General features: G+C 69.6%; 11 protein-coding genes and 5 pseudogenes. 7 read left to right on the top strand and 9 right to left on the bottom strand.

The window, feature by feature from the left end:
* Window positions 1-125 precede the first annotated feature (125 nt).
* From ABZY44_RS11990 to ABZY44_RS11970, 5 genes and pseudogenes are all read left to right on the top strand, one after another.
* Complete coding sequence (locus tag ABZY44_RS11990; RefSeq protein WP_356652575.1) at window positions 126-5,357, top strand: DEAD/DEAH box helicase; 5,232 nt, start codon at window positions 126-128, stop codon at window positions 5,355-5,357.
* A 67-nt stretch (window positions 5,358-5,424) separates the two neighbouring features.
* A complete protein-coding gene (locus tag ABZY44_RS11985) occupies window positions 5,425-8,472 on the top strand; it encodes a helicase-related protein (protein ID WP_356652573.1) in 3,048 nt (1,015 codons plus the stop codon).
* The gene (locus ABZY44_RS11980; RefSeq protein ID WP_356652571.1) at window positions 8,469-12,623 is read left to right on the top strand and encodes an N-6 DNA methylase; all 4,155 of its coding nucleotides are present in this window, start codon (window positions 8,469-8,471) and stop codon (window positions 12,621-12,623) included. Before ABZY44_RS11985 ends, ABZY44_RS11980 begins: the two co-directional genes overlap by 4 nt.
* A gap of 90 nt (window positions 12,624-12,713) precedes the next feature.
* Window positions 12,714-14,357: a hypothetical protein gene (locus ABZY44_RS11975; RefSeq protein WP_356652569.1), complete on the top strand. Its 1,644-nt coding sequence runs from the start codon at window positions 12,714-12,716 to the stop codon at window positions 14,355-14,357.
* A gap of 124 nt (window positions 14,358-14,481) precedes the next feature.
* A pseudogene (locus ABZY44_RS11970) lies at window positions 14,482-14,866 on the top strand (ISAzo13 family transposase); the annotation flags it as partial.
* A 107-nt stretch (window positions 14,867-14,973) separates the two neighbouring features.
* Here the strand turns inward: ABZY44_RS11970 and ABZY44_RS11965 are convergent.
* Entirely contained in the window at window positions 14,974-15,255 is a 282-nt protein-coding gene (locus ABZY44_RS11965; protein ID WP_356652567.1) for a hypothetical protein, read from the bottom strand.
* A 23-nt stretch (window positions 15,256-15,278) separates the two neighbouring features.
* Window positions 15,279-16,109: a hypothetical protein gene (locus tag ABZY44_RS11960; RefSeq protein WP_356652565.1), complete on the bottom strand. Its 831-nt coding sequence runs from the start codon at window positions 16,107-16,109 to the stop codon at window positions 15,279-15,281.
* A 336-nt stretch (window positions 16,110-16,445) separates the two neighbouring features.
* Between ABZY44_RS11960 and ABZY44_RS11955 the strand changes: the two are divergent.
* Window positions 16,446-16,637: pseudogene (locus ABZY44_RS11955) on the top strand (CorA family divalent cation transporter); the annotation flags it as partial.
* 461 nt (window positions 16,638-17,098) lie between these two features.
* On the opposite strand, the gene ABZY44_RS11950 reads toward ABZY44_RS11955, so the two are convergent.
* Together ABZY44_RS11950 and ABZY44_RS11945 are read right to left on the bottom strand one after the other, a co-directional pair.
* Entirely contained in the window at window positions 17,099-17,653 is a 555-nt protein-coding gene (locus tag ABZY44_RS11950; protein WP_356652563.1) for a flavoprotein, read from the bottom strand.
* A pseudogene (locus ABZY44_RS11945) lies at window positions 17,650-18,926 on the bottom strand (helix-turn-helix transcriptional regulator). The gene ABZY44_RS11950 and the pseudogene ABZY44_RS11945 overlap by 4 nt, the downstream one beginning before the upstream one ends.
* A gap of 61 nt (window positions 18,927-18,987) precedes the next feature.
* Here ABZY44_RS11945 and ABZY44_RS11940 point away from each other — a divergent pair.
* Entirely contained in the window at window positions 18,988-20,229 is a 1,242-nt protein-coding gene (locus tag ABZY44_RS11940) for an SDR family NAD(P)-dependent oxidoreductase (RefSeq protein ID WP_356652561.1), read from the top strand.
* 51 nt (window positions 20,230-20,280) lie between these two features.
* On the opposite strand, the pseudogene ABZY44_RS11935 reads toward ABZY44_RS11940, so the two are convergent.
* The 5 genes and pseudogenes from ABZY44_RS11935 to ABZY44_RS11915 all read right to left on the bottom strand — a co-directional run.
* Window positions 20,281-20,550, bottom strand: a pseudogene (locus ABZY44_RS11935) (phosphatase PAP2 family protein); the annotation flags it as partial.
* Window positions 20,551-21,122: 572 nt separating this feature from the next.
* On the bottom strand, window positions 21,123-22,307 hold the full coding sequence (aroC, locus tag ABZY44_RS11930) for a chorismate synthase (protein WP_356652559.1): 1,185 nt from the start codon (window positions 22,305-22,307) through the stop codon (window positions 21,123-21,125).
* Window positions 22,308-22,354: 47 nt separating this feature from the next.
* Window positions 22,355-23,527 (bottom strand): annotated as a pseudogene (locus ABZY44_RS11925) (transketolase); the annotation flags it as partial.
* A 67-nt stretch (window positions 23,528-23,594) separates the two neighbouring features.
* On the bottom strand, window positions 23,595-24,467 hold the full coding sequence (gene metF, locus ABZY44_RS11920) for a methylenetetrahydrofolate reductase [NAD(P)H] (protein WP_356652682.1): 873 nt from the start codon (window positions 24,465-24,467) through the stop codon (window positions 23,595-23,597).
* Window positions 24,468-24,514: 47 nt separating this feature from the next.
* Window positions 24,515-25,549, bottom strand: coding sequence for a carbohydrate kinase family protein (locus ABZY44_RS11915; protein ID WP_356652557.1), 1,035 nt, complete (start codon window positions 25,547-25,549; stop codon window positions 24,515-24,517).
* Between the last annotated feature and the right edge of the window lie 148 nt (window positions 25,550-25,697).

The raw sequence follows: 25,697 nt of genomic DNA, 5'->3' as shown, positions 1-25,697 counted from the left end.
TAGATGTGCGTTGACTGAGTTCACAACTTCTGATGTCATGAGGAGGTCGTCTGATCAAGGTCGACCCGCCTGCCTCAACCAGTACGGTGGCGAAACGCGGGTCAACGGGGAGCGAGTGAGGTTCTGTGGACGTCTTCAAGGTGCACCAGCAGTTGATCACGGACTATCAGGAATTCACTTCGGGTTCGGTCGTCATCAAGAACGACAAGATCAGGTCCGGTGTCGCCGACACCTTGAAGGCCGGCGCTCAATGGCCCGATCCCTGGCTGTCCCTCAATCCGAGCTTCGCCTCCGGTGGCACGGTCACCGAGTTGTCCCGTGAAGGCGGGCTCCTGCACCCCGAGTGCGACTTGATCTTCCGGACAGGTAAGAAGGAAGACTCCTTCGAGGGTCGTCCGGTCACCTTCCACCAGCACCAGCGTGACGCGATCGAGGCCGCCCGCTCCGGCGAGTCGTACGTGCTGACCACAGGCACCGGGTCCGGCAAGAGCATGGGCTACATCGTCCCCATCGTCGACCGAGTACTGCGCGGTCGCGAAGAGGGCGCGACCGGGGTGCAGGCGATCATCGTGTACCCGATGAACGCCCTGGCCAACAGCCAGAAGCTGGAACTGCAGAAGTTCCTGAGCCACGGCTACGGCGAGGGCCATGAGCCCGTGACCTTCGCCCGCTACACGGGCCAGGAGGACGAGGCCGAGCGCGCGAGGATCATGGACAACCCGCCGGACATCCTGCTCACCAATTACGTGATGCTGGAACTGATGCTCACCCGCCCCCGTGAACGCAAGGGACTCATCCGGGCAGCCAAGGGCCTGAAGTTCCTGGTCCTCGACGAACTCCACACCTACCGGGGCCGGCAGGGCGCGGACGTCGCCCTGCTGGTGCGCCGGGTGCGTGACGCCTGCCAGGCCCCGGCCCTACAGTGCGTCGGCACCTCCGCCACCATGGCATCCGGCGGCACCCTCGCCGACCAGCGGCGCGCGGTCGCCGAGGTGGCCACCACCCTGTTCGACACCACGGTCTCCCCGGACCGGGTGGTGGGAGAAACCCTCGTGCGGGCCACCGTCGCCGACGTCGCGTCGGACGAATTGCTGGCGGCTCGCGTGCACGACAACAAGCCGTCGACCGATCACACGGACCTTGCCTCCGACCCGCTCGCCGCCTGGATCGAAACCGAGTTCGGCCTGCACACCCTGCGTGGCGGAGCGGACGACGGCCGGCTCGTACGGGCCCGGCCCACCACTGTGGAACGCGCCGCCAAGAAGCTGTCCGACCGTACCCTCCAGCCGTACGAGGGATGTCTGACCGCCATCCGCGACACACTGCGGGCCGGCTCCCAGGCCAAGGACCCCGTCACGGGGCGGCCCTTGTTCGCCTTCCGGTTGCACCAGTTCCTCTCCAAGGGCGACACGGTGTACGTCTCCCTGGAAGACGAGGACACCCGTCACATCGGCCGCAGCTACCAGCAGCGGGTGCCCGGCCACCAGGACAAGGTCCTCCTCCCTCTGTCGTTCTGCCGCGAGTGCGGCCAGGAGTACCTGGCGGTGGCCCGAGAGTCTCGCGCCGACGGCAGCACGTTCTTCCGCGACCGCCGGGAGGGCGACGAGGACAACGGCTACCTCTACATCAGCTCGCTCTTCCCTTGGCCCGAGCAGTCCGGCAAGGCGATCGACGACCAGCGCTTCCCGGACAGCTGGCTGGCTCCCGACCCCAAGACCGGCGTGCCCTCCCTGATCGCCAGCCGCACCAAGCGCGCCCCGCAGCCCGTCTGGGTCACCGCCGACGGCCGGGCCGTGGACCGCGGACAGGGCCTGTACGCGGCGTTCCTGCCGATGCCGTTCATGTTCTGCGTCAGCGACGACTGCGGGGTCAGCTACGAGTCGGTGCGCGGCAGCGACTTCGGCAAGCTGCTCACTCTCGAACAGGAGGGCCGCTCCTCGGCCACCTCCATGATCAGCGCGAGCATCGTGCGCAGTCTGAAATCCGTGCCCGAGACGGAACTGGGCGCGGACGCACGCAAGTTGCTCACCTTCGTCGACAACCGGCAGGACGCCAGCCTGCAAGCCGGGCACTTCAACGACTTCGTCCAGGTGACCCAGTTGCGCGGAGCCCTGTACCGAGCGATGAGCGAGGCGCCGGACGGGCTGAGCCATGAGCAGGTCGCCGAGCGGGTCGTCCACCATCTCGGGCTGGCGCCCGCCGAGTACTCGGCCAACCCGCGCGAACTCACGAGTCAGGCCGCCCGTACCCTGCGCGCGCTGCGCGAGGTCGTCGCGTACCGCCTTTACCTGGACCTCGAACGCGGCTGGCGGATCACCATGCCCAACCTGGAGCAGACGGGCCTGCTCCGCATCGACTACGCGGACATGGACGAACTCTGCGTGCGTGACGACCTCTGGGAGCAGGCGGCGGGACCGCTGCGCGGCGCCTCCCCGGAAAAGCGCGCCGAACTGTGCCGGATCCTGCTGGACGAGCTGCGCCGGGTGCGTGCCATCGACGTGCCGTACTTCACGGTCGCCGGCTTCGACGAGATGCGCAAGCTCTCGCAGCTGCTGGTGGACCCGTGGGGGCTGGCCGAGACCGAGCGCACCCCTCCGCCCACCGGAATCGCCTTCCCGCGCGCCGGACGCCCCGGGCGCGCACGCGGTGAGTTGACGCTGACCGGCCGCGGCGGCTTCGGCCGGTTCCTGCGCCGGGTGGGCCAGTTCCCCGGCTGGGGTCATGAGATCGGGCTGGACGAATCACAGCAGATCATTCGCGACATGCTGACCGTGCTCAGCGACGCCGGGCTGCTCACCGAGGCGGTGGACGCCCGGGATGGCGGCGGCTTCCCCGGGTACCGCATCAACTCGACGACGTTCGTCTGGACCGCGAGGGACGACGAGTTCGGAGCACCTGACCGGTTGCGCCGCACGTTCGGCAAGGACACCGGTCCACGGGCCAACCCCTTCTTCAAGAAGTTGTACAAGGAGGTATCCGCCACCTTCGCCGGGATGATCGCCCGTGAGCACACCGCTCAGGTCCCGGCCCGGGTACGTGAGGAGCGGGAGGACGACTTCCGCAAGGGCGTGCCGCTGCCGCTGCTGTACTGCTCCCCCACGATGGAGCTGGGTGTCGACATCGCGAGCCTCAACGCGGTCGGCCTGCGCAATGTGCCGCCCACACCGGCGAATTACGCACAGCGCAGCGGCCGCGCGGGCCGATCGGGGCAGCCCGCGTTGGTCACCACGTACTGCGCGACCGGCAACAGCCACGACCAGTACTACTTCAAGCGCTCGGACGAGATGGTGTCGGGGTCGGTCGCGGCTCCTCGCCTCGACCTCGCCAACGAGGACCTCATCCGTTCCCATGTGCACGCCCTCTGGCTGGCCGAGACCGGGCTGCCGCTGGGACGCAGCATTCCCGAGCTGCTGGACGCCGACGGTGACGAGCCGTCCCTCCGGCTGCTGCCGACGGTCATCGAGCAGACCGGCGACGCAGGGGCCAAGGGACGTGCCCTGCGACGGGCCACCGCGGTCCTCGGGCACGCCGTGAAGGACTTCGAGGAGACCGCCTGGTGGGACGCGCACTGGCTGGAGCGGCAGGTCCAAGACGCGCCGAAGGCCTTCGACCGGGCGCTCGGCCGGTGGCGGAGTCTGTACGAGAAGGCGCTCCAGGAGCGGGCCGTACAGCACAAGCGCATTCTCGACCACACCCTGAACCGGGACGCGTCCGAGCAGGCCAAGCGGCGCCGCGCCCAGGCGGAGACACAGCTGAAACTGCTGAAGAACGAGGAGCGTGGCTCCGGCACGGTGCTCTCCGACTTCACCCCGTACCGCTACTTCGCCTCCGAGGGGTTCCTGCCCGGCTACTCCTTCCCCCGGCTTCCGCTGGCCGCCTTCATCCCGGGCACCGGACGCACTTCGCGCGGCGGGCGTGACGGCGACTTCCTCCAGCGCTCCCGCTTTATCGCAATCCGCGAGTTCGGCCCCGGCGCGCTGATCTACCACGAGGGCAGCCGCTACCAGGTGGACCGTATCCAGCTGCCCACCGATTCCACCGGCGACCTCAACACCGACGAGGCCGCGCGCTGCGGGCACTGCGGCTATCTGCATCTGCCCGAGGACCGCCGGGACGTCTGCCTGGTGTGCAACCAGGAGCTCGGCCCCAAGCGGCTCGGGCTGCTGCAACTGCACACGGTCTTCACCAAGCGCCGCGACCGGATCTCCTCGGATGAGGAGGAGCGACTGCGCGCCGGCTACGCCGTGGAGGTCTCGTACGCCTTCGCTGGTGATGCGGAGCGGCTGCGCCAGCTGACCGCCGAGGTCACCGATCCCGCTGGAGAGCTCGCCACCCTCGCATACGGCGACAGCGCCACCGTCCGGCTGACCAATCTCGGCTACCGACGCAGCGTCCGCAACCACGAGTACGGATTCTGGCTCGACACCGTCGAGGGCCGCTGGCTGGACGCGAAGAAGGGCGCCGACAAACCGGGCCGCGAGACCAGCGAGGAGCAGGACGGCCTCGACAAGGCGGAGGACGTGCCGCGCAAGCAGCGCGTCATCCCCTACGTCCAGGACAGCCGCAACATCCTGGTGCTGAAGCTCGCCGAGAGCGTCCCCGAGCAGGTGGCCGTCACCCTCCAGTACGCCCTGGAGCGCGGCATCGAGGCCACCTTCCAGCTGGAGGACTCCGAGCTGGACAGCGAGCAGTTGCCGCCGGAGGACGGTCCGCGCGACCGGATCCTGTTCTACGAGAGCGCGGAGGGCGGAGCGGGCGTGCTGCGCCGCCTCCAGGCCGAGCCGGACGCCTTGCGCCGTGCCGCCGCCAAGGCGCTGGAGATCGCCCACTTCGAGCCGGACGGCACGGATGCGAGCGCCGGCGGCGACCGCTGCGAACTGGGCTGCTACGACTGCCTGCTGTCGTTCGGCAACCAGCGGGTCCACAACCTGATCGACCGCCACCAGGTAAGGGACCTGCTGCTGCGCTTCGCATCGGCCGATGCGGTCGCAGCCCGCCCTGACGCAACCCGCGACGAGCACGCGGCGAAGCTGATGGAGGGCGCGGACTCGGAGCTGGAGAAGGGCCTCGTCGGTTTCCTCAAGGCACGCGGCCACCAGCTCCCCGACGCGGAACAGACCCTGGTGACCAGCGCCCACGCCCAGCCGGACTTCGTCTACCGGCTGAAGAACGGACCGGTGGCGGTCTTCGTGGACGGTCCGCACCACGACGACGCGCACCAGGCCACCCGCGACGAGGAGGCCGAGGAGCGCCTCTACGACGTCGGCTGGGACGTGATCCGGTTCCGGTACGACGACGACTGGGCCGAGATCGTGGCCCGCCACCCGGGTGTCTTCGGCCCCGGCCGCAGCTCCTGACTTCGCGCGCTCCACGCCCCGGCACAATGAACAGCGCACCCGCCCCATGTGTGATGGAAGGTCCCTCATGACGACGCATGCCCCTGCCGCCACCGGCCTCGGCCGGGCCGGCGCCCCGCACTATGCGGTGGGATCCCTGGTCCAAGCCCGTGGCAGGGAGTGGGTCGTCCTACCCGGGTCCACCTCCGAGCTGCTGGTGCTGCGTCCGCTGGGCGGCTCGGCCGACGATGTGGCCGGGGTGCTGCCCGCCCTGGAGACCGTGTGCCCGGCGAGCTTCGCCCCGCCGAGCCCGGACGACATCGGCGACCAGTCTGCGGCCCGGCTGCTGCGCAGCGCCCTGCGCATCGGCTTCCGTTCCTCCGCGGGCCCGTTCCGCTCACTGGCCGGAATCTCCGTGGAGCCTCGTCCGTACCAGCTGGTCCCCCTGCTGATGGCGCTCCGCCAGGAGACGGTGCGGCTGCTGATCGCGGACGATGTCGGCATCGGCAAGACCGTGGAGTCGGGCTTGATCGCGGCCGAGCTACTGGCCCAGGGCGAGGCCCGCGGCCTGGTGGTGCTGTGCAGCCCGGCGCTGGCGGAGCAGTGGCGGGGCGAGCTGCGTGGCAAGTTCGGCATCGACGCGGAACTGGTGCTGGCGTCGACGATCGGGCGGCTGGAGCGGGCTCAGCTGTACGGGCGCTCGGTGTTCCGCCCGGACCGCAACTACGTCGTCTCCACCGACTTCATCAAGTCTCCCCGCCACCGGGACGACTTCGTCAAGAACTGCCCCGACCTGGTGATCGTCGACGAGGCGCACACCTGTGTCTCCGACACCACGACCGGTGTGGGCAAGCGACAGCGTCAGCTCCGCTACGAGCTCCTGCGCCGCCTCGCGGACGACCCCACCCGGCATCTACTGCTGGTGACCGCGACCCCGCACAGCGGCAAAGAAGAGCCCTTCCGCAATCTGCTGGGCCTGCTGAACCCGAAGCTGGAGTCCATCAGCCTGGACCGCGACACGGGCCGCAAGGAACTGGCCCGCTACCTCGTGCAGCGCCGCCGGGCCGACATCCGGGACGACTTCCGCGACGACGCGATCTTCCCCCGCGACCGCGAATCCCTTGAGGTCTCCTACGCCCTCCACGAGGACTACCGGAAGCTGGTGGAGCGGGTCATCTCCTACGCCCGCGAGACCGTACGCGATTCCTCCGGCGGCCTGCAGCAGCGCATCCGCTGGTGGTCGGCGCTGGCACTGCTGCGCTCGCTGGCCTCCTCACCGCTCGCCGCCGCGCAGACCCTGCGTACCCGCGCGGCTAACCTGGACGCGGTCAGCGAGGAGGAGGCCGACGCGATCGGCCGGGCGGCGGTGATGGACGCGGCCGGCGACGAGACGATGGAGTCGGCGGACGCGGTACCGGGCGCTCTGCTCACCGCGCCCGTTCCCGAGGACGACAAGGGCCTCTCCGACGAGGACCTTTCCGACGCCGACGCGGACGGCAGCGAGAAGTCCGCCCGCCGCCGCCTGCTCGCCATGGCCCGGCAGGCCCAGGCGCTGGCCGGCCCGAAGGACGCCAAACTCGCCCAGCTGACGAAAACGGTCAAGGGGCTACTGAAGGACGGCTACAACCCGATCGTCTTCTGCCGGTTCATCCCCACCGCCGAGTACGTCGCCGACCATCTGAACGCCGTTCTCAACCCCAAGCGCGGCCAGAAGACCCACGCCGTCGAGGCCATCACCGGCACGCTCTCCCCCGACCAGCGCATCGCCCGCATCGCCGCGCTCACCGCCGAGGACCCGGACGGCAATCCGCCCCCGCCGCGCCGGGTCCTGGTCGCCACCGACTGCCTGTCCGAAGGTGTCAACCTCCAGGACAGCTTCGACGCGGTCCTCCACTACGACCTGGCCTGGAACCCCACCCGCCACGAACAGCGCGAGGGGCGTGTGGACCGGTTCGGCCAGCGCACCGACGTGGTGCGCGCGGTGACCCTGTACGGGGCGGACAACGGCATCGACGGCATCGTGCTGGACGTCCTGCTCCGCAAGCACGCCCGGATCCGCAAGGCCACCGGGGTCTCCGTCCCCGTGCCCGACGAGTCCGACAACGTCATGCAGGCCGTGCTGGAAGGCCTGTTGCTGCGCGGCGAGGGCATCCAGGGCGACCAGCTCACACTCGACTTCGGCACCGATTCGGGCCTCACCGGGCAGCGCGACGACCTGCACGCAAAGTGGCAGAGCGCGGCCGACCGGGAGAAGGCGTCCCGCTCCCGCTACGCCCAGCACTCGGTCAAGAAGGAGGACGTGGCGCGGGAGGTGGCCGAGGTGCGGGCCGCGCTCGGATCGGGAGAGGAGGTAGGGGAGTTCACCCGCGCCGCACTCCTCGCCCTGCGCGGCCAGGACGGCCCGCTGCCCGGTGAGCCGAACGGCTTCACCATGAGCACGGAGGGCCTGCCGCTGGCTGTGAAGGATGCCTTCCACACAGTGCTGGGGCCCAAGCACCCTCGCCCGGTGCCCTTCCACGACACTCCGGTCGCCCCGCGCGGAGAGGTGGCCCTGAGCCGTACCGACCCGGCGGTCGCCGCCCTCGCCCAGTTCGTGCTGGACGCGGCGCTCGACCCGAAGCTGCCCGGCTGGGAACGTCCGGCCCGCCGCTGCGGGGTCGTCCGCACGAACGCGGTGAAGAAACGGACCACCCTGCTGCTAGTCCGCTACCGCTTCCAGCTCGCGCTGCCGACCCGCACCGGCGAGACCCGTGACCAGATCGCGGAGGACGCCCGCCTACTCGCCTTCCGGGGCTCCCCGGCGCACCCCGAGTGGCTGAGCGAGGAGGAGTCCGCTGAACTGCTGCACGCGCGTGCCACCGGCAATACTGACCCGGACCGGGCCACTGCGCACGCCGACCGGATCATCTCCGGCCTCGACAGGATCAACGGCGCACTGGTCGCACGCGGCACCGAACTCGCCGAACGACTCCTGGATTCCCACCGCCGGGTGCGCGGCGCGGTGGGCGCGGCCCGCCGCGGCCTGAAGGTCACGCCCCAGGACCGGCCCGATGTCCTGGGCGTGTACGTATACCTGCCGGACGACGATGCCGAGACGGCCGCCCCGGCCGAGACCACTGAGGGTGCCCGCCGATGAGCCTCGCCAAGACCGCCGTCACCCCGTCCGTCGTCACGGTCGGCGGCCTGCTGCCGGCCGACATGCTGACCCGGATCTCCGACGGCAAAGAGCTGGTCGGCTCCAAGCCGGCCGACTACCGCCTCTTCGGCCCGCGCGACACGGTCCGTGACGCCGCCGAACGTTCCTGGTCCGCACTGCGCGGCAACTGGACCGCTCTCCAGGACGCCCTGGAGAAGGAGGGCGCCCATGACAACGCGGGCGTCCAGGCGACCGGAATCACGCGCCGCTTCTGGCTGCTGCCACTCTTCGAAGAACTGAAGTTCGGCCACCTGCCGGGCGTCGCCGCGGGCGGGCTGCCGTCCGTGGACGGCGAGAAGCACTTCCCGGTCAGCCACGCCCGGGAGCATGTCCCGGTCCATCTGCTGGGCTGGAACACCGCGCTGGACACCCGGACACAGGGTGTCACCGCGTCGGCGCCGCAGTCGATGATGCAGGAGTACCTCAACCGCAGCGGCCCCGGCACGCTCTGGGGCGTGCTGACCAACGGCCGGGTCCTGCGGCTGCTGCGCGACTCCAGCTCCCTGGTGGGCGCGTCGTACGTCGAGTTCGACCTCCAGGCCATCTTCGACGGCGACCGGTTCTCCGACTTCCAGCTGCTGTGGCGGCTGCTGCACCAGTCCCGCTTCGACGTCCAGGGCGGGGAGGGAAGCGAAGAGGCACCGAAACCGGCGAACTGCTGGCTGGAGCAGTGGCGTACAGAGGCGGTCGCCAGTGGGACGCGGGCACTGGAGCAGCTGCGCGAGGGCGTGGAGCGCGCACTCGTCACCCTGGGCACCGGCTTCATGAAGAACCCCGCCAACCGTGAACTCCGCGAGCTCCTCCACCAGCGCGAGGTGACCGTCGAGCAGCTGCACCGCGCCCTGCTGCGCCTCGCGTACCGCCTGCTCTTCCTGTTCGTCGCGGAGGACCGCGACGTCTTGATCCCGGCCGACACCGATCCGGACGCCCGTGACCGCTACGAGCGGTATTTCTCCTCCGCGAAGCTGCGCCGTCTGGCCGGCCGGAGGCGCGGCGGCCCGCACGGCGACCAGTGGCAGGCGCTGCGGCTGGTCCTGGACGGCCTGGGCCGGGAGGGCGGACTGCCACAGCTCGGTCTGCCGGCACTGGGCGGTCTGTTCGAGGAAACGGATACGGACCGAGTCCTGAACGACTGGGAGCTGTCCAACGAGAAGCTGTTCTCCGCGATCAGGTCGCTGTCGGTGGTCGACGACAAGAAGCTGGGCCGCCCCCGCCCGGTCGACTACCGCCACCTGGGCGCGGAGGAACTCGGCTCCATCTACGAGTCCCTGCTGGAGCTTGTCCCCCGGCGCGGCGACGACGACTCGTTCGTGCTGCGGACCCTGGCGGGCAACGAGCGCAAGACCACGGGTTCGTACTACACCCCCTCCTCGCTGATCGAGTCCCTGCTGGACTCGGCCCTCGACCCGGTGATAGACGAAGCGGTCAAGTCCGGTACGACCCGCGAGGAGCAGGAGGCGGCGCTGCTGGCCGTGACGGTCTGCGACCCGGCGTGCGGCTCGGGCCACTTCCTGGTGGCGGCGGCCCGCCGCGTCGCCAAGCGGCTGGCGGCGGTGCGTACGGACGACCCGGAGCCGCCGGTCGAGGAGGTCCGGCACGCCCTGCGGGATGTGATCGGGCGCTGCATCTACGGCGTCGACCTGAACCCGATGGCCGTGGAACTGGCGAAGGTCTCGCTGTGGATCGAGGCACTGGACCCGGGCAAGCCCCTGACGTTCCTGGACGCGCACATCCGGCACGGCAACGGGCTGCTGGGCACGACGCCGAAGCTGCTGGCGGGCGGGCTGCCGGACGAGGCGTTCAAGCCGATCGAGGGCGACGACAGGAAGTGGGTCTCGGCGCTCAAGAAGCGCAACAAGGAGGAGCGGGCGGCCTGGCTGGCGAACCTCAAGCACGGGGTGATGCAGGGCGAACTCTTCGGGGACGTACCGCTTCGCGCCTCCAACTCGGGCCTGGCGCGTAAGACGTCCGGCATCAGCGCGGCCCCGTCCGACACCCTGGAAGCAGTCCACGAGCAGCGCGACCGCTACGCCGAACTGACCACCTCCCCGGAGTACATCAAGGCACGTGAACTGGCCGACGCATGGTGCGCGGCGTTCGTCTGGACAAAAGCCCCTGGCGCGGTCTCCGCGATCACGACGAGGTCGCTGCTCGACCTGAGCGATGGCGCGACGGTGGTGGCGGACGGTGTGACCGACGAGATCGTGCGCCTCCAGGAGGCGTACGACTTCTTCCACTGGCACTTGGAGTTCCCCGAGATCTTCCGTGTGCCGGACGGGGAGGGCACGGAGTCTCTGGATGAGCGCACCGGGTGGGCCGGTGGGTTCTCGTGCATGCTGGGCAACCCTCCGTGGGAGCGGGTCAAGCTCCAGGAGCAGGAGTTCTTCGCCCAGCGCAGCGAGGGCATCGCAAAGGCCGCGAACAAAGCGGCCCGTGAGCGTCTCATCACGGCTCTGGCCACCAGCGAGGAGCCAGCCGAGCGCGAGCTAGCGGAGGATTTCGCCGCCGCCAAACGGCTGGCCGAGGGCACGAGCCACCTGCTGCGGGACTCGGGCCGCTTCCCGCTGGCCGGCGCAGGCGATGTGAACACGTACGCGGTGTTCGCCGAGAACGCCTCGCACGCGGTCGCCCCGCTCGGACGCCTCGGCCTGGTCCTGCCGACGGGCATCGCCACGGACGCCACGACGGCGCCGTTCTTCTCCGACCTCGTACGCACGTCACGCCTGGCAGCCTTCCTGGACTTCGAGAACGAGGCCTTCATCCTCAGCCGGGACGTTCACCACTCGGTCCGGTTCTGCCTGCTCACGGTGGGCGGCCGGGATGTGCGCGTACGGGAGGCTTCGTTCGCCTTCGGTACGCGGTACATGGAAGACCTGCCGGAGCGGCGGTTCGCGATGCCGCCGGAGGAGATTCTGCTCGTGAACCCCAACACAGGCACCCTGCCGGTGTTCCGCTCCCGCCGCGATGCGGAGATCACCCTCGGAATCTACCGCCGGGTCCCGGTCCTGATCAGGGAGGGCGACCCAAACGGCAATCCCTGGGGCCTGTCGTTCATGACGATGTTCCACATGTCTAACGACTCCCATCTGTTCCGCACCCACCAGCAGCTGACGGATGACAACTGGGAGCTCAAGGGCAACGTCTTCGAGCGCGGCGGGCAGCGGTACCTCCCGCTGTACGAGGCGAAGATGCTTCACCACTTCGACCACCGGCTGGGCACGTACGAGGGCCAGACTGAGGCACAGGCCAACATGGGGACGCTGCCGCGTCTGACGTCGGAGCAGCACGACGACCCGGACTTCATGCCGATGCCGAGGTACTGGGTGCCGGAGTGCGACGTGCCGACAGAGAAACGGGACAAGAAGGGTAACGTCATCCATGAGATGGGCGTCGCCTCGCGGCTCAGCGACCGGAATTGGCCACACCGCTGGCTACTCGGCTGGCGCAACATCGCACGCTCTTCGGACGAGCGAACGATGATTAGCTCAACGCCGCCCTATGTTGGGATTGGCCACAGCAACCCTCTCATTTTTCCCCGCCAAGCGGATTTTGCTCCAGTTATCCACGCAATCTTCTCTTCTCATATCTTCGACTACGTGATTCGACAGAAGATTGCAGGAACCAACCTGACGTTCGGCTACCTGTATCAACTTCCGGTGCCGCGCCCGGAGGAACTGGACACCGGGAGCCGAGACACCCAGTCGAACCAATGGACATGGGTCGCAAATCGCACAATTGAGCTCATCTACACGGCCTATGACTTGGCGGCGTTCGCTAAGGATCAAGGATTCTCTGGCCCCCCGTTCAGATGGGACAACGACCGCCGTGCCCTTCTTCGCGCTGAGCTCGACGCCGCCTTCTTCCACCTCTACGGCATCACCCGCGGCGACGTCGACCACGTGATGGAAACGTTCCCGATCGTCAAACGGAAAGACATCGCCGCCTACGGCACCTACCGCACCAAGGACCTCATCCTCGACGTCTACGACCGCATGGCCGAGGCCCAGAAGAGCGGCACCGCATACCAGACCATCCTCGACCCGCCCCCCGGCCGAGGACCCCGCCACCCCGTCAGGACCAACTCCACCTGACTCCGCAACCAACACGGCCCGCCATCCGTCCTCCGGATGGCGGGCCGTTGCACCGCGTCCCGCCCCGCTCCGAGCTCACCCGGGAAGCCCATGGAACCTCGCAGCTACCGCATGGTCATATCGACCACGCAGGATTACGTCGCCACCTCCGCCAACGCCGAGCGCCAGCTGTACGACTGGCTAGCCGACAAGCGTTACGACACATCCGCCCTCGACGAGGGCCGCAACGAAATCGGGCCCAACGTAACGCTGGACCACGACGTCGCTTCGGGCCGGGACGGCGCTTACACCCGATGGCGGTTGCGCGAGACCAGGCCCGGCAACGAGGGCACCTGGCAGTCCAGCCTGGTCGTCCGCGCCGACCATCGTGAAGACGACCGCCGGACATGGCTCCAGGTCGACATCGAGCACCGGCCCGCCTCCGCCGAGCTTCAGCCCAAGCGCGCCAACACACCCAACCTCGCCAAGCTCCTGCTCAACTCGCTCGATGCCCAGGACGGCATGGCAGCGGTCGACGCATCGCTTGCCTTCATCGAGCCGGACGATGTAGACGAGGTCATCGAGGAGCTGTGCGACGAAGATCGCCGCCTGCCGATCGTCGTCGCGACCATTCCGTATGGCCAGGACACCGCTGCCTGGACCGAAGGTGTCATCGAGAAGGCCTTCGCTTTCCTTCCCGGACTCGCGATCCTGTACGTGCTCACGCCCGAGGCGCAGTCGGCGTTCAACAGGGCGTTGGAATACCACCCGGTCTTCCTCGGCGGTATCCGCACCTACCTCCCGGGCATCGATCTTGCCTGGAAGCCCGACGCTCATCGTCACCCTGTGATGTCCCGGTCCACCGTCGAGGCGAACCCGCGGCGGGCTGCTTCCCTGCTCGCTTCACTACCCCAGCGCCTAGCCTTGCGCCAGCCCCTGCCCGCCGCACTCGATACCCTCCCGATTCAGCGCACCCGCCCTCGCCCTGCAACCCAGGGTTCGGAGGTCGAAAAGCTCCGAGCCGAGAATCAGACGCTCATCTCTATGCTCACCGAGGCTGAGCAGACGGAGACGGCGCATGCAGACGAGATCAGCGACCTGCGCAGCGAGCTGAAGGGGACTTCGGATCGCGAGTACGAGCTGATCCGCGAGAACGACGACCTGGATACTGAACTGCGTCGAGCGCGACGTGAGGTACGCGCCCTCCAAATTCGCCTGGAGCAGGCCGGACAGTACGAACTGGCTCATTCCCCCGCCGATGAACCCGCCAACCATCCGACTTCCTTTGAAGAGCTTCTCGGCAGGATGGCGGAGCTACCGGACCTGGTGTTCACGGGGAACGCAAAGATCACCAGCGAGCTGGACGACCAGTCCGTAGGCAACTGGGTCGAAACGGCCTGGGACGCGCTGCTGGCCCTGCAGGACTTTGCTGCGGCATCGGCCGACGGAACCGCTGGTGGCGACTTCCGCTCCTGGTGTACCAAGCCGCCGACCGGCGTATATCCCTTCTCGGCCGGCAAGGTGAAGATGAAGGAGTCGGACTCGGTGGGCAACCGTGGCAGCTGGCGCAAGCAGCGGACCTTCCCGGTTCCTACCACTGTTGACCCGTCCGGCCAGCTCTACATGGAGGCGCACCTACGCATCGGCGGCGGCAACACCGTCGCACCCCGCCTCTACTTCTACGACGACGGCCCGAACACGGGCCGCGTGTACGTGGGCTATATCGGCCCGCATCTCACGAATACCCGTACCTGACTGGTCCGCAGTCAGCTGCCCCCGTCCCGGACGGGGGCAGCACTGTCTGGGCCACCAGGGCGACTCAGGCGGCGAGGTCACCGTTCTTGACAGCAGCAACAAACGGCGTCGGCACCGACCATGACATCTGGAACTGACCGGCATGACCGAGCTGGCGCTGTACGCACTCGTCGACCAGCCGTCCCAGAGACTCGATGAGCTACGTGAGCGCGAGCGGTCTCAGCAGCGAAGAGGAGGCCACATCCAGGCTCGCTGCGTCAGCGCCAAGGACAAGCTGACCACCGCCGACAGAGTCCTTGGCCACCGTGCTCTACCTGCGCAAACTCGGCACCCGAGACATGATCGCCCAGCTATTCGGAGTCAACGGCAGCACCAGGGCCGTTCCCCGAGTCCAGCCCTCTTCGCCGAGAACGGCCACACCACCACCCTCGACAGCACAGTTCCGCACACCCGCCGACGTCGCCGCGTTCATCACCAACAGCCCCACAAGGATCAAGTCGGCATGGTGATTCTCGGCGAGCCCTTAGGGTCCAGAACATCATCAAGTGACTCTTGCCTGGTGGGGCTCCTTGAAGGGGCTCCACAGCACCGCCGTGTGTGGCCATGGGGGTGAGGATCACGCTGCGGCGGCCGTGTCCGATTCGTCTGCAGCCGATGGGTGCACGTGCCTACCGGGGTTGAATGGTGTGAACCAGGCGCCGAACGCCATGGGTGCGATGCCGAGGGCCGAGCCCACCGCACCCTCGTCGATCCCGTCCATCGAACCGTCGTACAGCCACTCGTGGTCCATGTCCTCGTAGACGTTGTCGGCGAACATCTCCAGGGCGGTCGAGACGCCGTCGTCGAGCAGCCCGAACAACTCCAGGTTGACGGTCGTCTGGTTCAAGAGCAGCCTCAAGGCCAGTTCCTCGGCAACACAACTCAGCTGGCCGAAACTCCGTCCGTGAAGCGGGTGGTCATGGCGATCACGGTCACCAGGAAGCGGCGGGCGAAGCGGGTGTCGTACTGAAGGACGTACCTGTCGGGCAGGTCCTCCAGGTGCCACAGCGGGCCGTCGCACTCTCCGACGTTGGTGTCCTCCTGTTCCAGGATGTGCACCTCGAACAGCTCGTCGATCAAAACCTCGGTGGCGTAGATCAGTGCGCCGGCGGCCAGCGTGGCGTCCTCGGGCGCGACTGCGAAGCCGTAGTCGTCGCCGTCCTCCTCCCCATGGTCGCCCTGCACACCGAACATCACTGGTGGAAAGGAACGCAGCTCATCCGCCAGCACGAGCATCCGGGCGCGCACTTCCTCGGCCTTCGCTCGCGCGTCGTACTCGCCTCCTTCGGCTGCTGCGGTCGGCTCGGCATGACGGGCTTTGCGGGCCGCGGGGTCGTCCGGCGGGCCGTCCGGGCCGTCGGCGGCGGCGAGGCTCTCCTGGGTGAGCTCAGGGTGCAGTTCGACTTCGCACCGCTCGACCGTCCAATCCACGAGCAGCTCGGAGCGTCGAAGCACTTCGCTCACGACGTCCCGGACGGCGCCCTCCGCGAATTCGAGCGCCTCGGCGTCGACGAACACCTTGAGCAGTGCCCCGCCCGGATACACGCCCACGATCGTGTCGAGGAGTTCGACCTCCATGCCGTCCGGCCCGTCGATGCCGTCGACCGAGGCGAAGCCGCTCTCGATCAGCGCGACGGCCCCGGCACGCTGCAGCGGGTCCATCTCCGGAGTTGCCTCCGAGATGCAGATGTCTACGGTCACTACGTACGTCACGTGTCCGAGCCTGGCAGACGGAACGGAGCCGAGGGGGAGAATCGAATTGGTTCGTCAAGCCGTCGCCCCGCGAAGGCGGCTGCCACCCCCGCTCCGACCCGCTTGCACTACGTTGCGTAGCTCGGCACGACGCTTGAATCAGGCCCTGGCCAGCGGCGATCCGTCCTCCCTGGCAGCAGCTTCTGGGGAGAATCTGGGGAGAATGAGGCCCGTTGGGGAGCGGCTGGGGAGGATCGGCCGTACAAACGGGCAGCAAGGTGAAAGGCTCGGAAAGACCGATCCCCGCAGGTCAGACCGCCTACACTGCCGGTTTTCGCAGGTCAGCGGTGTGAGGGTGACGACTTCAAGAAGATCTCCTCGTGGGCGGCCATCCTCTTCGCCCCGACCCTCGTTGGCACGATCTACGGCATGAACTTCGACACCATGCCGGAGCTCCACTGGGCAGGCGGCTACCCCTTAGCGATCCTCCTGATGGCGGTGGTCTGCGTAAGCCTGTACGTCATCTTCAAGAAGCGCGACTGGCTGTAGCCGGCACAGCGGGACAGAGATCCGGGCTGCTCCTGCACTCCGCATACCGTCGGGGCACCCCTCCCATGCCGTCGTTCGCCTCCAGCCGGGTGGTCAGGCAGGTGGCCCGCCCGACGCCCCGGACCGCATTGCGGAGCGGCATTCATCGGGTTGACGCCGCAGCCGTCAAGGGGACAGGCACGATGGACGCGCTCGCCGGGCTCGTGCTCTCGCATCGAGCCTGCCACCCCGAAACCCGCATGTTCATGGGCCTGCTCCCCCCTGTGACCGGCGAAGACCGGGCCGAGTACGAACGCACGGGCGTCCCGACCGCTCCGGATGGCGGCACCTATCTCCCCTACGAAGACTGCGGGCCGCGGAACAGCACCGTGCGACCGGAGGTCGGGTACCTCCCGCCCACCGGTCGCAGGCATTCCCCGACGCGAAAACCCGGCAGGCCGCGCCTATCGGTAGCCGCAGGATCAGTAGCAGGTGTCCCCTGCCACAACGAACGGAGCCAAGAGGCCGACTGCCTCTTGCCAGCGGAATCCGTCGGCGCCGCCGCCGGACTTCGGGCGGTGCGGCTCGTAGCTGCCGACCAGAACACCCATCTCGCGCAGCTCGGCGAGGCTGCGCCGGTACGCGCGGTGGGCGGCGAGCGCGGTGTTCACGTAGGGCAGGACGACGGTGGGGATACCCATGCCGGGAGCCTCGCAGAGGATGCCGAGGGCGAGGTTGTCCGCGAAGCCGGCCGCCCACTTGTTGACCGTGTTGAAGGTGGCCGGGGCTACGGCGATCACATCGGCGGGTGGGAAGGACCGTGCGTCGCCGGGCGCGCGCCAGGCGGAGCGGACGGGGTGACCGGTCCGCTCCTCGATCGCGGCAACGTCGAGGAAGGGAAGCCCCTGCAGGGTGGCGACGACGCCGACGTCCCAGCTCCGCTCGTGCGCGGCGTCGATCAGCTTGCCGACGTCGCCCGCGATCCCGGCCGCGCAGACGACGACGTACAGGAAGGGCTTGCGCTGCGGCTCGGTCACGCGGGTACTCCCAGTCGGCGGCTGAAGTGGTGGAGGTCTGGCAGCGTACGCCGACGGTCGCGCGCCGCCATGTCGGCGACCAGGTCCCGGACGGCTGGGCGTCGTACGTCCTGAGCTGCGCAGGTCTCCGCGATCCCCAGGGCCTGGTAGCCATAGGCGAGACGGCCCTGCTGCGCGTAGGCACGGGCGGCTTCCACCCATAGGGCGGCCCGGCGCTCGGGAACCGGGATGTGGCGGCGCATGAGCGGACGGGCGATGTCGATGGCGACGCCCGCGTCGCCGAAGGACACGGCCGCGCTGACCTCGTGGAGGGCCACGTTGGTGGGGCTGAAGTTGGCCCAGGCGTCGGGGTGGTCCAGGGCGACGTACTTCGCCACCTCCTTGGCCTCGGCCAGGAACTCTGCGGTGGCAGCACGGTCCCCGGCCCTGCTGGCAGCCGTGACTCCCCGCAGCAGCAACAACCCGAGCACGGAGAGGTGGTGGCGGGGCTGCCGGTCGTACGCACCGGTGAGTTGTGAGGCCGTGTGCTTGATCAGTGTGACGGCCTGGCCGGCGTGCTGTTCGCGGACCAGGACGTGTGCGTGGAGGCGGACGCTGGCGGCGAGGACGAGTGGATCACCTGAGCGTTCGGCCTCGGCCATCGCGCGCCCGACGGCGAGCCACGCCGTGCCGGGGTCTCCCTGCTTGAGCAGGAGGCTGGCCGAGGTCTGGTAGGCCGTGGCCAGGAGGCGAGGAAGCTCCTCGGCCTGCGGGGAGTCGGCGATGCAGCAGCGAAGATCGGCGATCAGGCCGGGAAGGGTCCGCTCCAACTCCGCGTAGTCGCACGTGCTCCAGAGGCGCCGGATGGCCGTGGCCCGGTTTCGTAGCTCCCCCGAATCCGCGCTTCCGTCGTCGGAGCCGTCGGCATCCCGGGCAGGAGCGCCTGGACGAGCGCGGGGTGCGCAGCCGTCGGCGCGACCGAGGCTGTGAGCGCGGTGACGCTGGCGGCAAGGAAGGTACGGCGGCGCAGCATTTCCTCTGTCGCCGGATCGTGGGGATCGGCTTCCGGGGCGGCCTCCGCCAGACCGAGTCGGGCCGGGGGAATGCGCAGGATGCGGGCGACGTCGCGCAGAACCCGGATGTCGTCCGTTCCGCGTCCGCCCTCCGGTCGGCTGATCTTCGACTGGTGGTATCCCAGCTGGCCCGCCACGTCCGCTTGTGAGCGGCCCTGTAAGACCCGAGCCCGGCGGATCAGTTCACCGATCCGGCGCACCTCGCCCTGCGTGTCGACCATCTCCGCCACGGCCCCTTCTGCCGAGACCGATCCTGCCTGCTCAACCGAGCCTAGCTGCAAGGTGAAGCGCGATCTGCTGCGACTGCTGGGCGTCGAACACGTCCTGGACTCGCGCCGACTGCACTTCGCCGAACAGGTCAAGGACCTCACCGGCGGCCAGGGCGTGGACGTGGTCCTCAACTCCCTCGCCGGCGAGGCACTTGTCCGCAGCCTCGGCGTGCTCAAACCACACGGCAGGTTCCTGGAGCTGGGCAGGCGCGACTTCCTGATGGACAGCCGGCTGCCGCTGGCCCCCTTCGCGCACAACCTCTCGTTCTTCGGCGTCGACCTGACGACCATGGTCGGAGGTACGTCAGCCGTCCTGGACACCGCCTTGGCGGCTCTCGCCGCCTCCGTGCACGACGGCACGTATCACCCGCTGCCCTTCCTCGCCTACCCGGCCCGGCGCATCGAGGAGGCGTTCACGAGCCTCCAGCACTCCCGGCACACCGGCAAGATCGTGATCACGTTCGAGGAGGGTGTACAGGTCCAGAGTCCGCTGACCGGGCCCGATCTGGATTCCACAGCCACGTACCTGGTCACCGGCGGCCTCGGCGGGTTCGGCGCCGCCACCGCACGCCACCTCGCCGCCCGCGGCGCCCGTCACCTCACCCTCCTCGGCCGGCGCGGCACCGAGGCCCCCGAAGCCGCATCGCTCCTGGCGGACCTCCGCAATGACGGGACCGACGTCACCGCCTACGCGGCGGATGTTACCGACGAAGCGGAGCTGCGACGCGTCCTCGACGACATCGACGCCTCCGGACGCCGATTGGCCGGTGTCGTCCACGCGGCCATGGTTCTCGACGACGCGCCGCTGGCCGGATCGTCCAACGAGCGCCTGCGTACGGTCCTGGGCCCCAAGATGACCGGTGGCCTGCTCCTGGACACACTCACCGTGTCGGACGGATCCCTCTGCGCGGGCCCGCCTCCGCCGATCCCGTTGACGGGGCGCTTCCCCGAACCGCCGCGACACCACGTTGGCCGTGACCCATCGGCTACCCGCTACGGCCACCACGGTCAGTCCGCACAGAGCGCCGGACCCCATGATCAGCGCCAGCGCCTGCAGGTAACTCAGGCCGCCCACCAGGTAGCCCGACGCGGCCCCCGACAGGATCTCGCGCCACATCGCGAGGTCGCCCGTCCGCCGCACATCAGACCCTGCCATGACCACGGCCAAGGTACCCGCGGCGAGTACGGAGCTCGCCCACACATACGGGGCCCGCGGCCGCGAGGTCTCCGGCCTCGGCGCCGAAGGGACGAGTAGCACCAGGGCCGTCAGGGCCAGGACGAGGGCGTGCGCGGTGAGGACGTCCGACGGCCTGTGCCACTTGGCCACGACCGTGAGCATCCCGAAGGACGTGGCCCACGAGACGGCGGGAACCGCGATCCAGCCGCGCCACTTGGCCGGGACGGCGAGGAGAAGGGCGGCGCACAGGCTCATCGCGAGGGTCGCGTGACCACTGGGCAGCGAATTGTGCAGCGACTGCGCCCAGGGGTCGAGAGCCGGGCGCGGCAGCACGTCGTGTTTCAGCACCTGTGACAGCACGGCGCTGCCGCCGATCACCACGAGCACCCTCGCCGCCATGGCGAGCCCGTGCCATATGAGGGCCAGGAGAGCGAGAGCGGTACCGCACACCAGGATGGAGGGAACGGTGAACGAACCCAGCGCGTCGCGCGCCGCGTCTCCGGCCGCCGAGCCGAAAGCCGGCGCAGCGTGAAGGACGGCGCCTTCCCATCGCTGCCCCGGAGAAGTGCGCACCGCCACCAGATAAACCAGGCAGAAAGCCGAGACAGACGCGATGAGAACCAGGACACGGTTCACGGTTCCCGTTGAAGTCATGGCTTTCACCCTCACCCCCTACTCCTTTCCCATCGAACCCCAGAGAAATGGACCACCGCATCAGACAGGGCCGCGCGAGGAACCCACATCGCATTCATCCTCCCGTACCCGACCTGACGATTCCCTGAAGATCCTCCGGGGACCTGGGCACGCGTTCGTGCGACTCCGAGCGGGGCTCGAGGGCGACCACGTTCAGGTACGGCTTCCGTTCCTGCCTCCGCGGCCCGACCGGAACGTTGCTCGGGCTGTTCCGGTCGGGCCGGTCGGGCCGGGTGGGCCGGGTGGGCCGGGTGGGCCGGGTGGGCCGGGTGGGCCGGTCAGGAGATCAGGAGGTTTTCGAGGTATCCGCGTACGTTGCGGCGTGTCTCGCCCACGCTGTCTCCGCCGAACTTCTCGGCCACCGCGTCCGCCAGCACCAGCGCCACCATGGCCTCCGCCACGATGCCCGCGGCCGGTACCGCGCAGACGTCGGACCGCTGATGGTGTGCCGGGGCCGCCTCGCCCGTCGACACGTCGATCGTCGCCAGCGCACGCGGAACCGTCGCGATCGGCTTCATCGCCGCCCGCACCCGCAGCAGCTCGCCCGTGGACATGCCGCCCTCGGTGCCGCCCGCACGGCCGGTCGTGCGCCGCACGCCGTCGGGGGTCCACACGATCTCGTCGTGCGCCTTCGACCCCGGTACCCGCGCCAGACCGAAACCGTCGCCGATCTCGACTCCCTTGATCGCCTGAATGCCCATCAGCGCACCCGCGAGCCGCGAGTCCAGCCGCCGGTCCCAGTGCGTGAACGAGCCAAGGCCCACCGGTAGGTCGTACGCGAGCACCTCGACCACACCGCCGAGGGTGTCGCCGTCCCGGTGGGCCTGGTCGATCTCCGCGACCATCGCCTTCGACGCCGCCGCGTCGAGGCAGCGCACCGGATCCTGGTCCAGTCCCGCCTGGTCGGAGGGCTTGGGCAGCACACCGTACGGAGCGCTGACCGAGGCCAGCTCCACCACGTGCGAAACGATTTCGACGCCGGTCGTCTGACGCAGGTACGACCTGGCCACCGTGCCCAGTGCCACCCGCGCCGCGGTCTCCCGCGCGCTGGCCCGCTCGAGGACGGGACGGGCCTCGTCCAGGGCGTACTTCTGCATTCCGGCGAGATCCGCGTGACCGGGGCGGGGACGGGTCAGCGGCGCGTTGCGCGCCAGCCGGGCGAGCTCCCGCGGGTCCACCGGATCGGCCGCCATCACCTTCTCCCACTTGGGCCATTCGGTGTTGCCCACCATGATCGCGACCGGGCCGCCCATCGTGAGGCCGTGCCGGACCCCGCCGAGGAAGGTGACCTCGTCCTCCTCGAACTTCATCCGGGCGCCGCGCCCGTGACCGAGCCGGCGTCTGGCCAGTGCGGCCGCCACGCTCTCGGTGGTGATCGGCACTCCGGAGGGAAGCCCCTCGAGCGTCGCGACGAGGGCGCGCCCGTGTGATTCCCCCGCGGTCAGCCAGCGCAGCCTGCTCACAGGGTCTCCTTCGTCAGGGCCCGCGCGCCGTACGGAGGGGTGTGCGCGGCCGCCGGCAGCGGGTTGCCCACCGGTGGGAGCGAGGAGTTCTCGTCGGCGGGCGTGCTGCCGGAGGCGACGCGGGTGGATATCACCGGGCCGGTCTCGACCGCAGGTTGCTCCTTCGGACGGACGGCCGACCGCTTGCCCGCGCGGATGCGGTCGAACTCGGCGGCACGGTCCGGGTTGGCGGTGCGCCACGCGGCGAAGGACCTCTCCCACGGGGTCCTGGCCGCCCGGGCACGACGGTCGAGGGCTCCACCGGTTGGGCCGTGCGTGGCCTCGTCGCTCCGCGCGTCGGTCGCCTCGGGCCAGGTGGGGTTCGAGCGCATCTCGATGAACGACGGGCGCTCGGTCTCGGCCTTGGCGGCCTCGATCGCCGCGTACAGGGCGGCCGGGTCGAGGTCGCCGTCCTTCCCGGGCCGTACGCGCTGGACGTGCCAGCCGTACGCCTCGTAGCGCTCGAGGGTGGACTCGGAGACCGGCGTGCCGGAGTCGCCCGCGGTCGACGGGCGGTGGTCGCCCCACAATAGGATGAGGTTGCCGAGCTGCTGGTGGCCGGCCGTCGACGACGCCTCGACGCAGGCGCCCTCCTCGAGGCACCCGTCCCCGGCGATGGCGTAGACGTAGTGGTCGAACGGCGAGGTGCCCGGGGCGGCCTCGGGGTCGAACATGCCGCGCTCGTAGCGGGCGGCCAAGGCCATGCCCACGGCATGCGCCACACCCCGGCCCAGCGGGAGGCCCGGGGTGGTCTCGACGCCGGTCGCGTGCCCGCGCGCGTCCCCGTTGCCGGGGTCGCGGTCGGGGTCGGGGTCGGGGTGCGCGGGCGTCTTCGCGCCCCGGGTGTGGAGGGCCTTGGGGTGGTCCGGCTCCAGGTCGAAGACGGCCGGGTACAACCGCATGCAGAGGGTCAGGGACGCCTGGCCCGCGGACAGGACGAGCCGGTCGCGCCCCGCCCAGTCGGGGTCCGCCGGGTCGTGGCGCATCACCTTGTGGAAGAGGGTGTACGCGGCCGGAGCGAGGCTCATCGCCGTACCGATCCCGGTACCGGGATCGCCGTCGCCGACCTCGTGTACGGTGCCGGCGGCCAGGAGGCGCACGGTCTCGACGGCCCGCCGGTCCTCTTCGGTCCACACGAACCGGGTGGGGACGGGAGTGAGCACGGGGCCCGTGCAGGTCATGAACGGGGCGGTGCGGGTCATGGGCAAAACGTCTCCCTAGCTCAGGATCGCGGACGCGGATCCCGCCCTACTGGTCCGCGGGGTGGGTGGGCAGACTCAGCCGACGGTGGATGTCGAGTGCTGCGGTGGACTGGTTGAGGGTGATGTAGTGCAGCCCCGGGGCGTCCTCGTCCAGGAGGTGTTGGGCCAGTGCGGTGGCGTGCTCGACGCCGACGCGGTGGGCCTCGTCGGGGTCGTGCCGCGCGGCGTGCAGACGGCGGGCGAGGTCGGGTGGGAACGTGGCGTCGCTCAGTTCGGCGAAGCGGCGGATCTGTTCGTACCGGGTGGCGGGCATGATCTCCGGGATGACCGGGGTGTCGCAGCCGGCGGCATCCAGCCGGTCGCGCAGCCGGAAGTAGTCCTCCGCGCGGAAGAACATCTGGGTGATGGCGTAGTCGGCGCCCGCCCGGCATTTGGCGACGAAGTGCCGGATGTCGCTGTCCCAGTCGGGTGAGCGGGGGTGGCGTTCGGGGAAGGCGGCGACGGCGATGCTGAAGTCGCCCAGCTCCCGGACCAGCCGGACCAGGTCCACCGCGTGGTCGAGACCGCCCGGGTGACGGGTCCACGGCCCCCGCGGATCACCGGGCGGATCACCGCGCAGGACGAGTACGTCGCGTACGCCCGCGTCGGCGTAGCGCCCGATGATCCGGCGGAGTTCGGCGACCGAGTGGCCGACCGAGGTGAGGTGGGCGACGGGGCGCAGGGTGGTGTGCTCCGCGATGCGCTGGGTGAGGTCGGTGGTCCGCTCGCGTGAGGACCCGCCCGCCCCGTACGTCACGGAGACGAAGGACGGGTCGACGGCCTCGACCCGGCGCAGGGCCTGCCACAGCACGCGTTCGCCCTGTCCCGTCTTGGGCGGGAAGAACTCGAAGGAGTACGAACGGCGGCCCGCCGCGATCAGAGCGGCCGGGCCAGGTCCCGGGCTCGTGCGGGGCGGCGTGAGGGTGCTCACCGCTGTGCCCCGCCGTCCGCGGGCCCCGCGGGCCGTGCGGCGGTCCCGGCCGCGATGCGGTCGTTGTCCGGCGTGTGCGGCACGCCGGCCGCGCCCTGCACCACGCCCGGCGCGGCCGGCGCGGCCGACGCGTACGCCCCGTAGGTGGTGCGGAGGAGATCCCCCACCGCCTCCGGCGTGGTGTCGTACGTCTGCGTGCCCACGGCCGACAGGGCGAGCGAGGCCATCACCGAACCCGTCTGCGCACAGCGCACGGGGGCGTGTCCTGCGGCGAGGGCGGCCAGGTAGCCGGCCCGGAAGGCGTCGCCGACGCCGGTCGGGTCGACGACGGCGTCCGTGGGGACGGCGGAGACGTCCACCGCCGGGCTGCCCGCCTGTTCTATGCGGCTGCCCTTCTCGCCGAGCGTGGTGATCCACGTGCCGATCCGCCGCAGCACCTCGGCGTGGGTCCAGCCGGTCTTGCGCAGGAGCAGTTCGTGCTCGTACTCGTTGGTGAACAACAAGTGCGCTCCGTCGGCGAGTTCGCGGATCTCCGGACCTTCGAGACGGGCCAGTTGCTGGGCCGGGTCGGCGGCGTAGGGAATCCCGAGGGCACGGCAGGCACGGGTGTGGCGGAGCATGGCCGCCGGGGCGTCGGCCCCGATCAGGACGAGGTCGGCTCTGCCGCACCGGTCCATCACGTCGACGAGGTCGATGTCGGCCGCCTCCGCCATCGCGCCCGCGTAGAAGGAGGCGAGTTGGTTGCCGTCGGGGTCGGTGGTGCACAGGAAGCGGGCCGTGTGGCGGGTGGCGGAGGCGTGCACCGCCGAAGTGCGCACGCCCAGTTCGGCGAGCCGCCGGCCGTAGTCGTGGAAGTCCTGGCCGACGGCCGCCACGAGCAGCGGTCGGTGGCCGAGCCGGGCCAGGCCGTAGGTGATGTTGGCGGCGACGCCGCCGTCCCGGATCTCCAAGGTGTCGACGAGGAAGGACAGGGAGACCCGGTCCAGCTTGTCGGCCAGGAGCTGGTCGCTGATGCGTCCGGGAAAGGTCATGAGGTGATCGGTGGCGACCGATCCTGTGACGGCTATGTGCACGTCACACCCCCGCGGTGGCGCGCAGGGCGTCGACGCGGTCGGTGCGTTCCCAGGTGAAGTCGGGGAGTTCGCGGCCGAAGTGGCCGTAGGCGGCGGTCTGGGCGTA

The organism is Streptomyces sp. NPDC006544 (assembly GCF_040611715.1).
In the GTDB taxonomy this organism is placed as follows: domain Bacteria; phylum Actinomycetota; class Actinomycetes; order Streptomycetales; family Streptomycetaceae; genus Streptomyces.
The sequence above is the reverse complement of the archived record's forward strand: the minus strand, read 5'-3'. Positions and strand labels throughout refer to the sequence as shown.

Bases quoted from the DNA above. Each gene is read 5' to 3' on its own strand.
- ABZY44_RS11985 (WP_356652573.1), top strand. From the start codon at position 5,425: ATGACGACGCATGCCCCTGCCGCCACCGGCCTCGGCCGGGCCGGCGCC.
- ABZY44_RS11980 (WP_356652571.1), top strand. From the start codon at position 8,469: ATGAGCCTCGCCAAGACCGCCGTCACCCCGTCCGTCGTCACGGTCGGC.
- ABZY44_RS11975 (WP_356652569.1), top strand. From the start codon at position 12,714: ATGGAACCTCGCAGCTACCGCATGGTCATATCGACCACGCAGGATTAC.
- ABZY44_RS11915 (WP_356652557.1), bottom strand. From the start codon at position 25,549: ATGACCTTTCCCGGACGCATCAGCGACCAGCTCCTGGCCGACAAGCTG.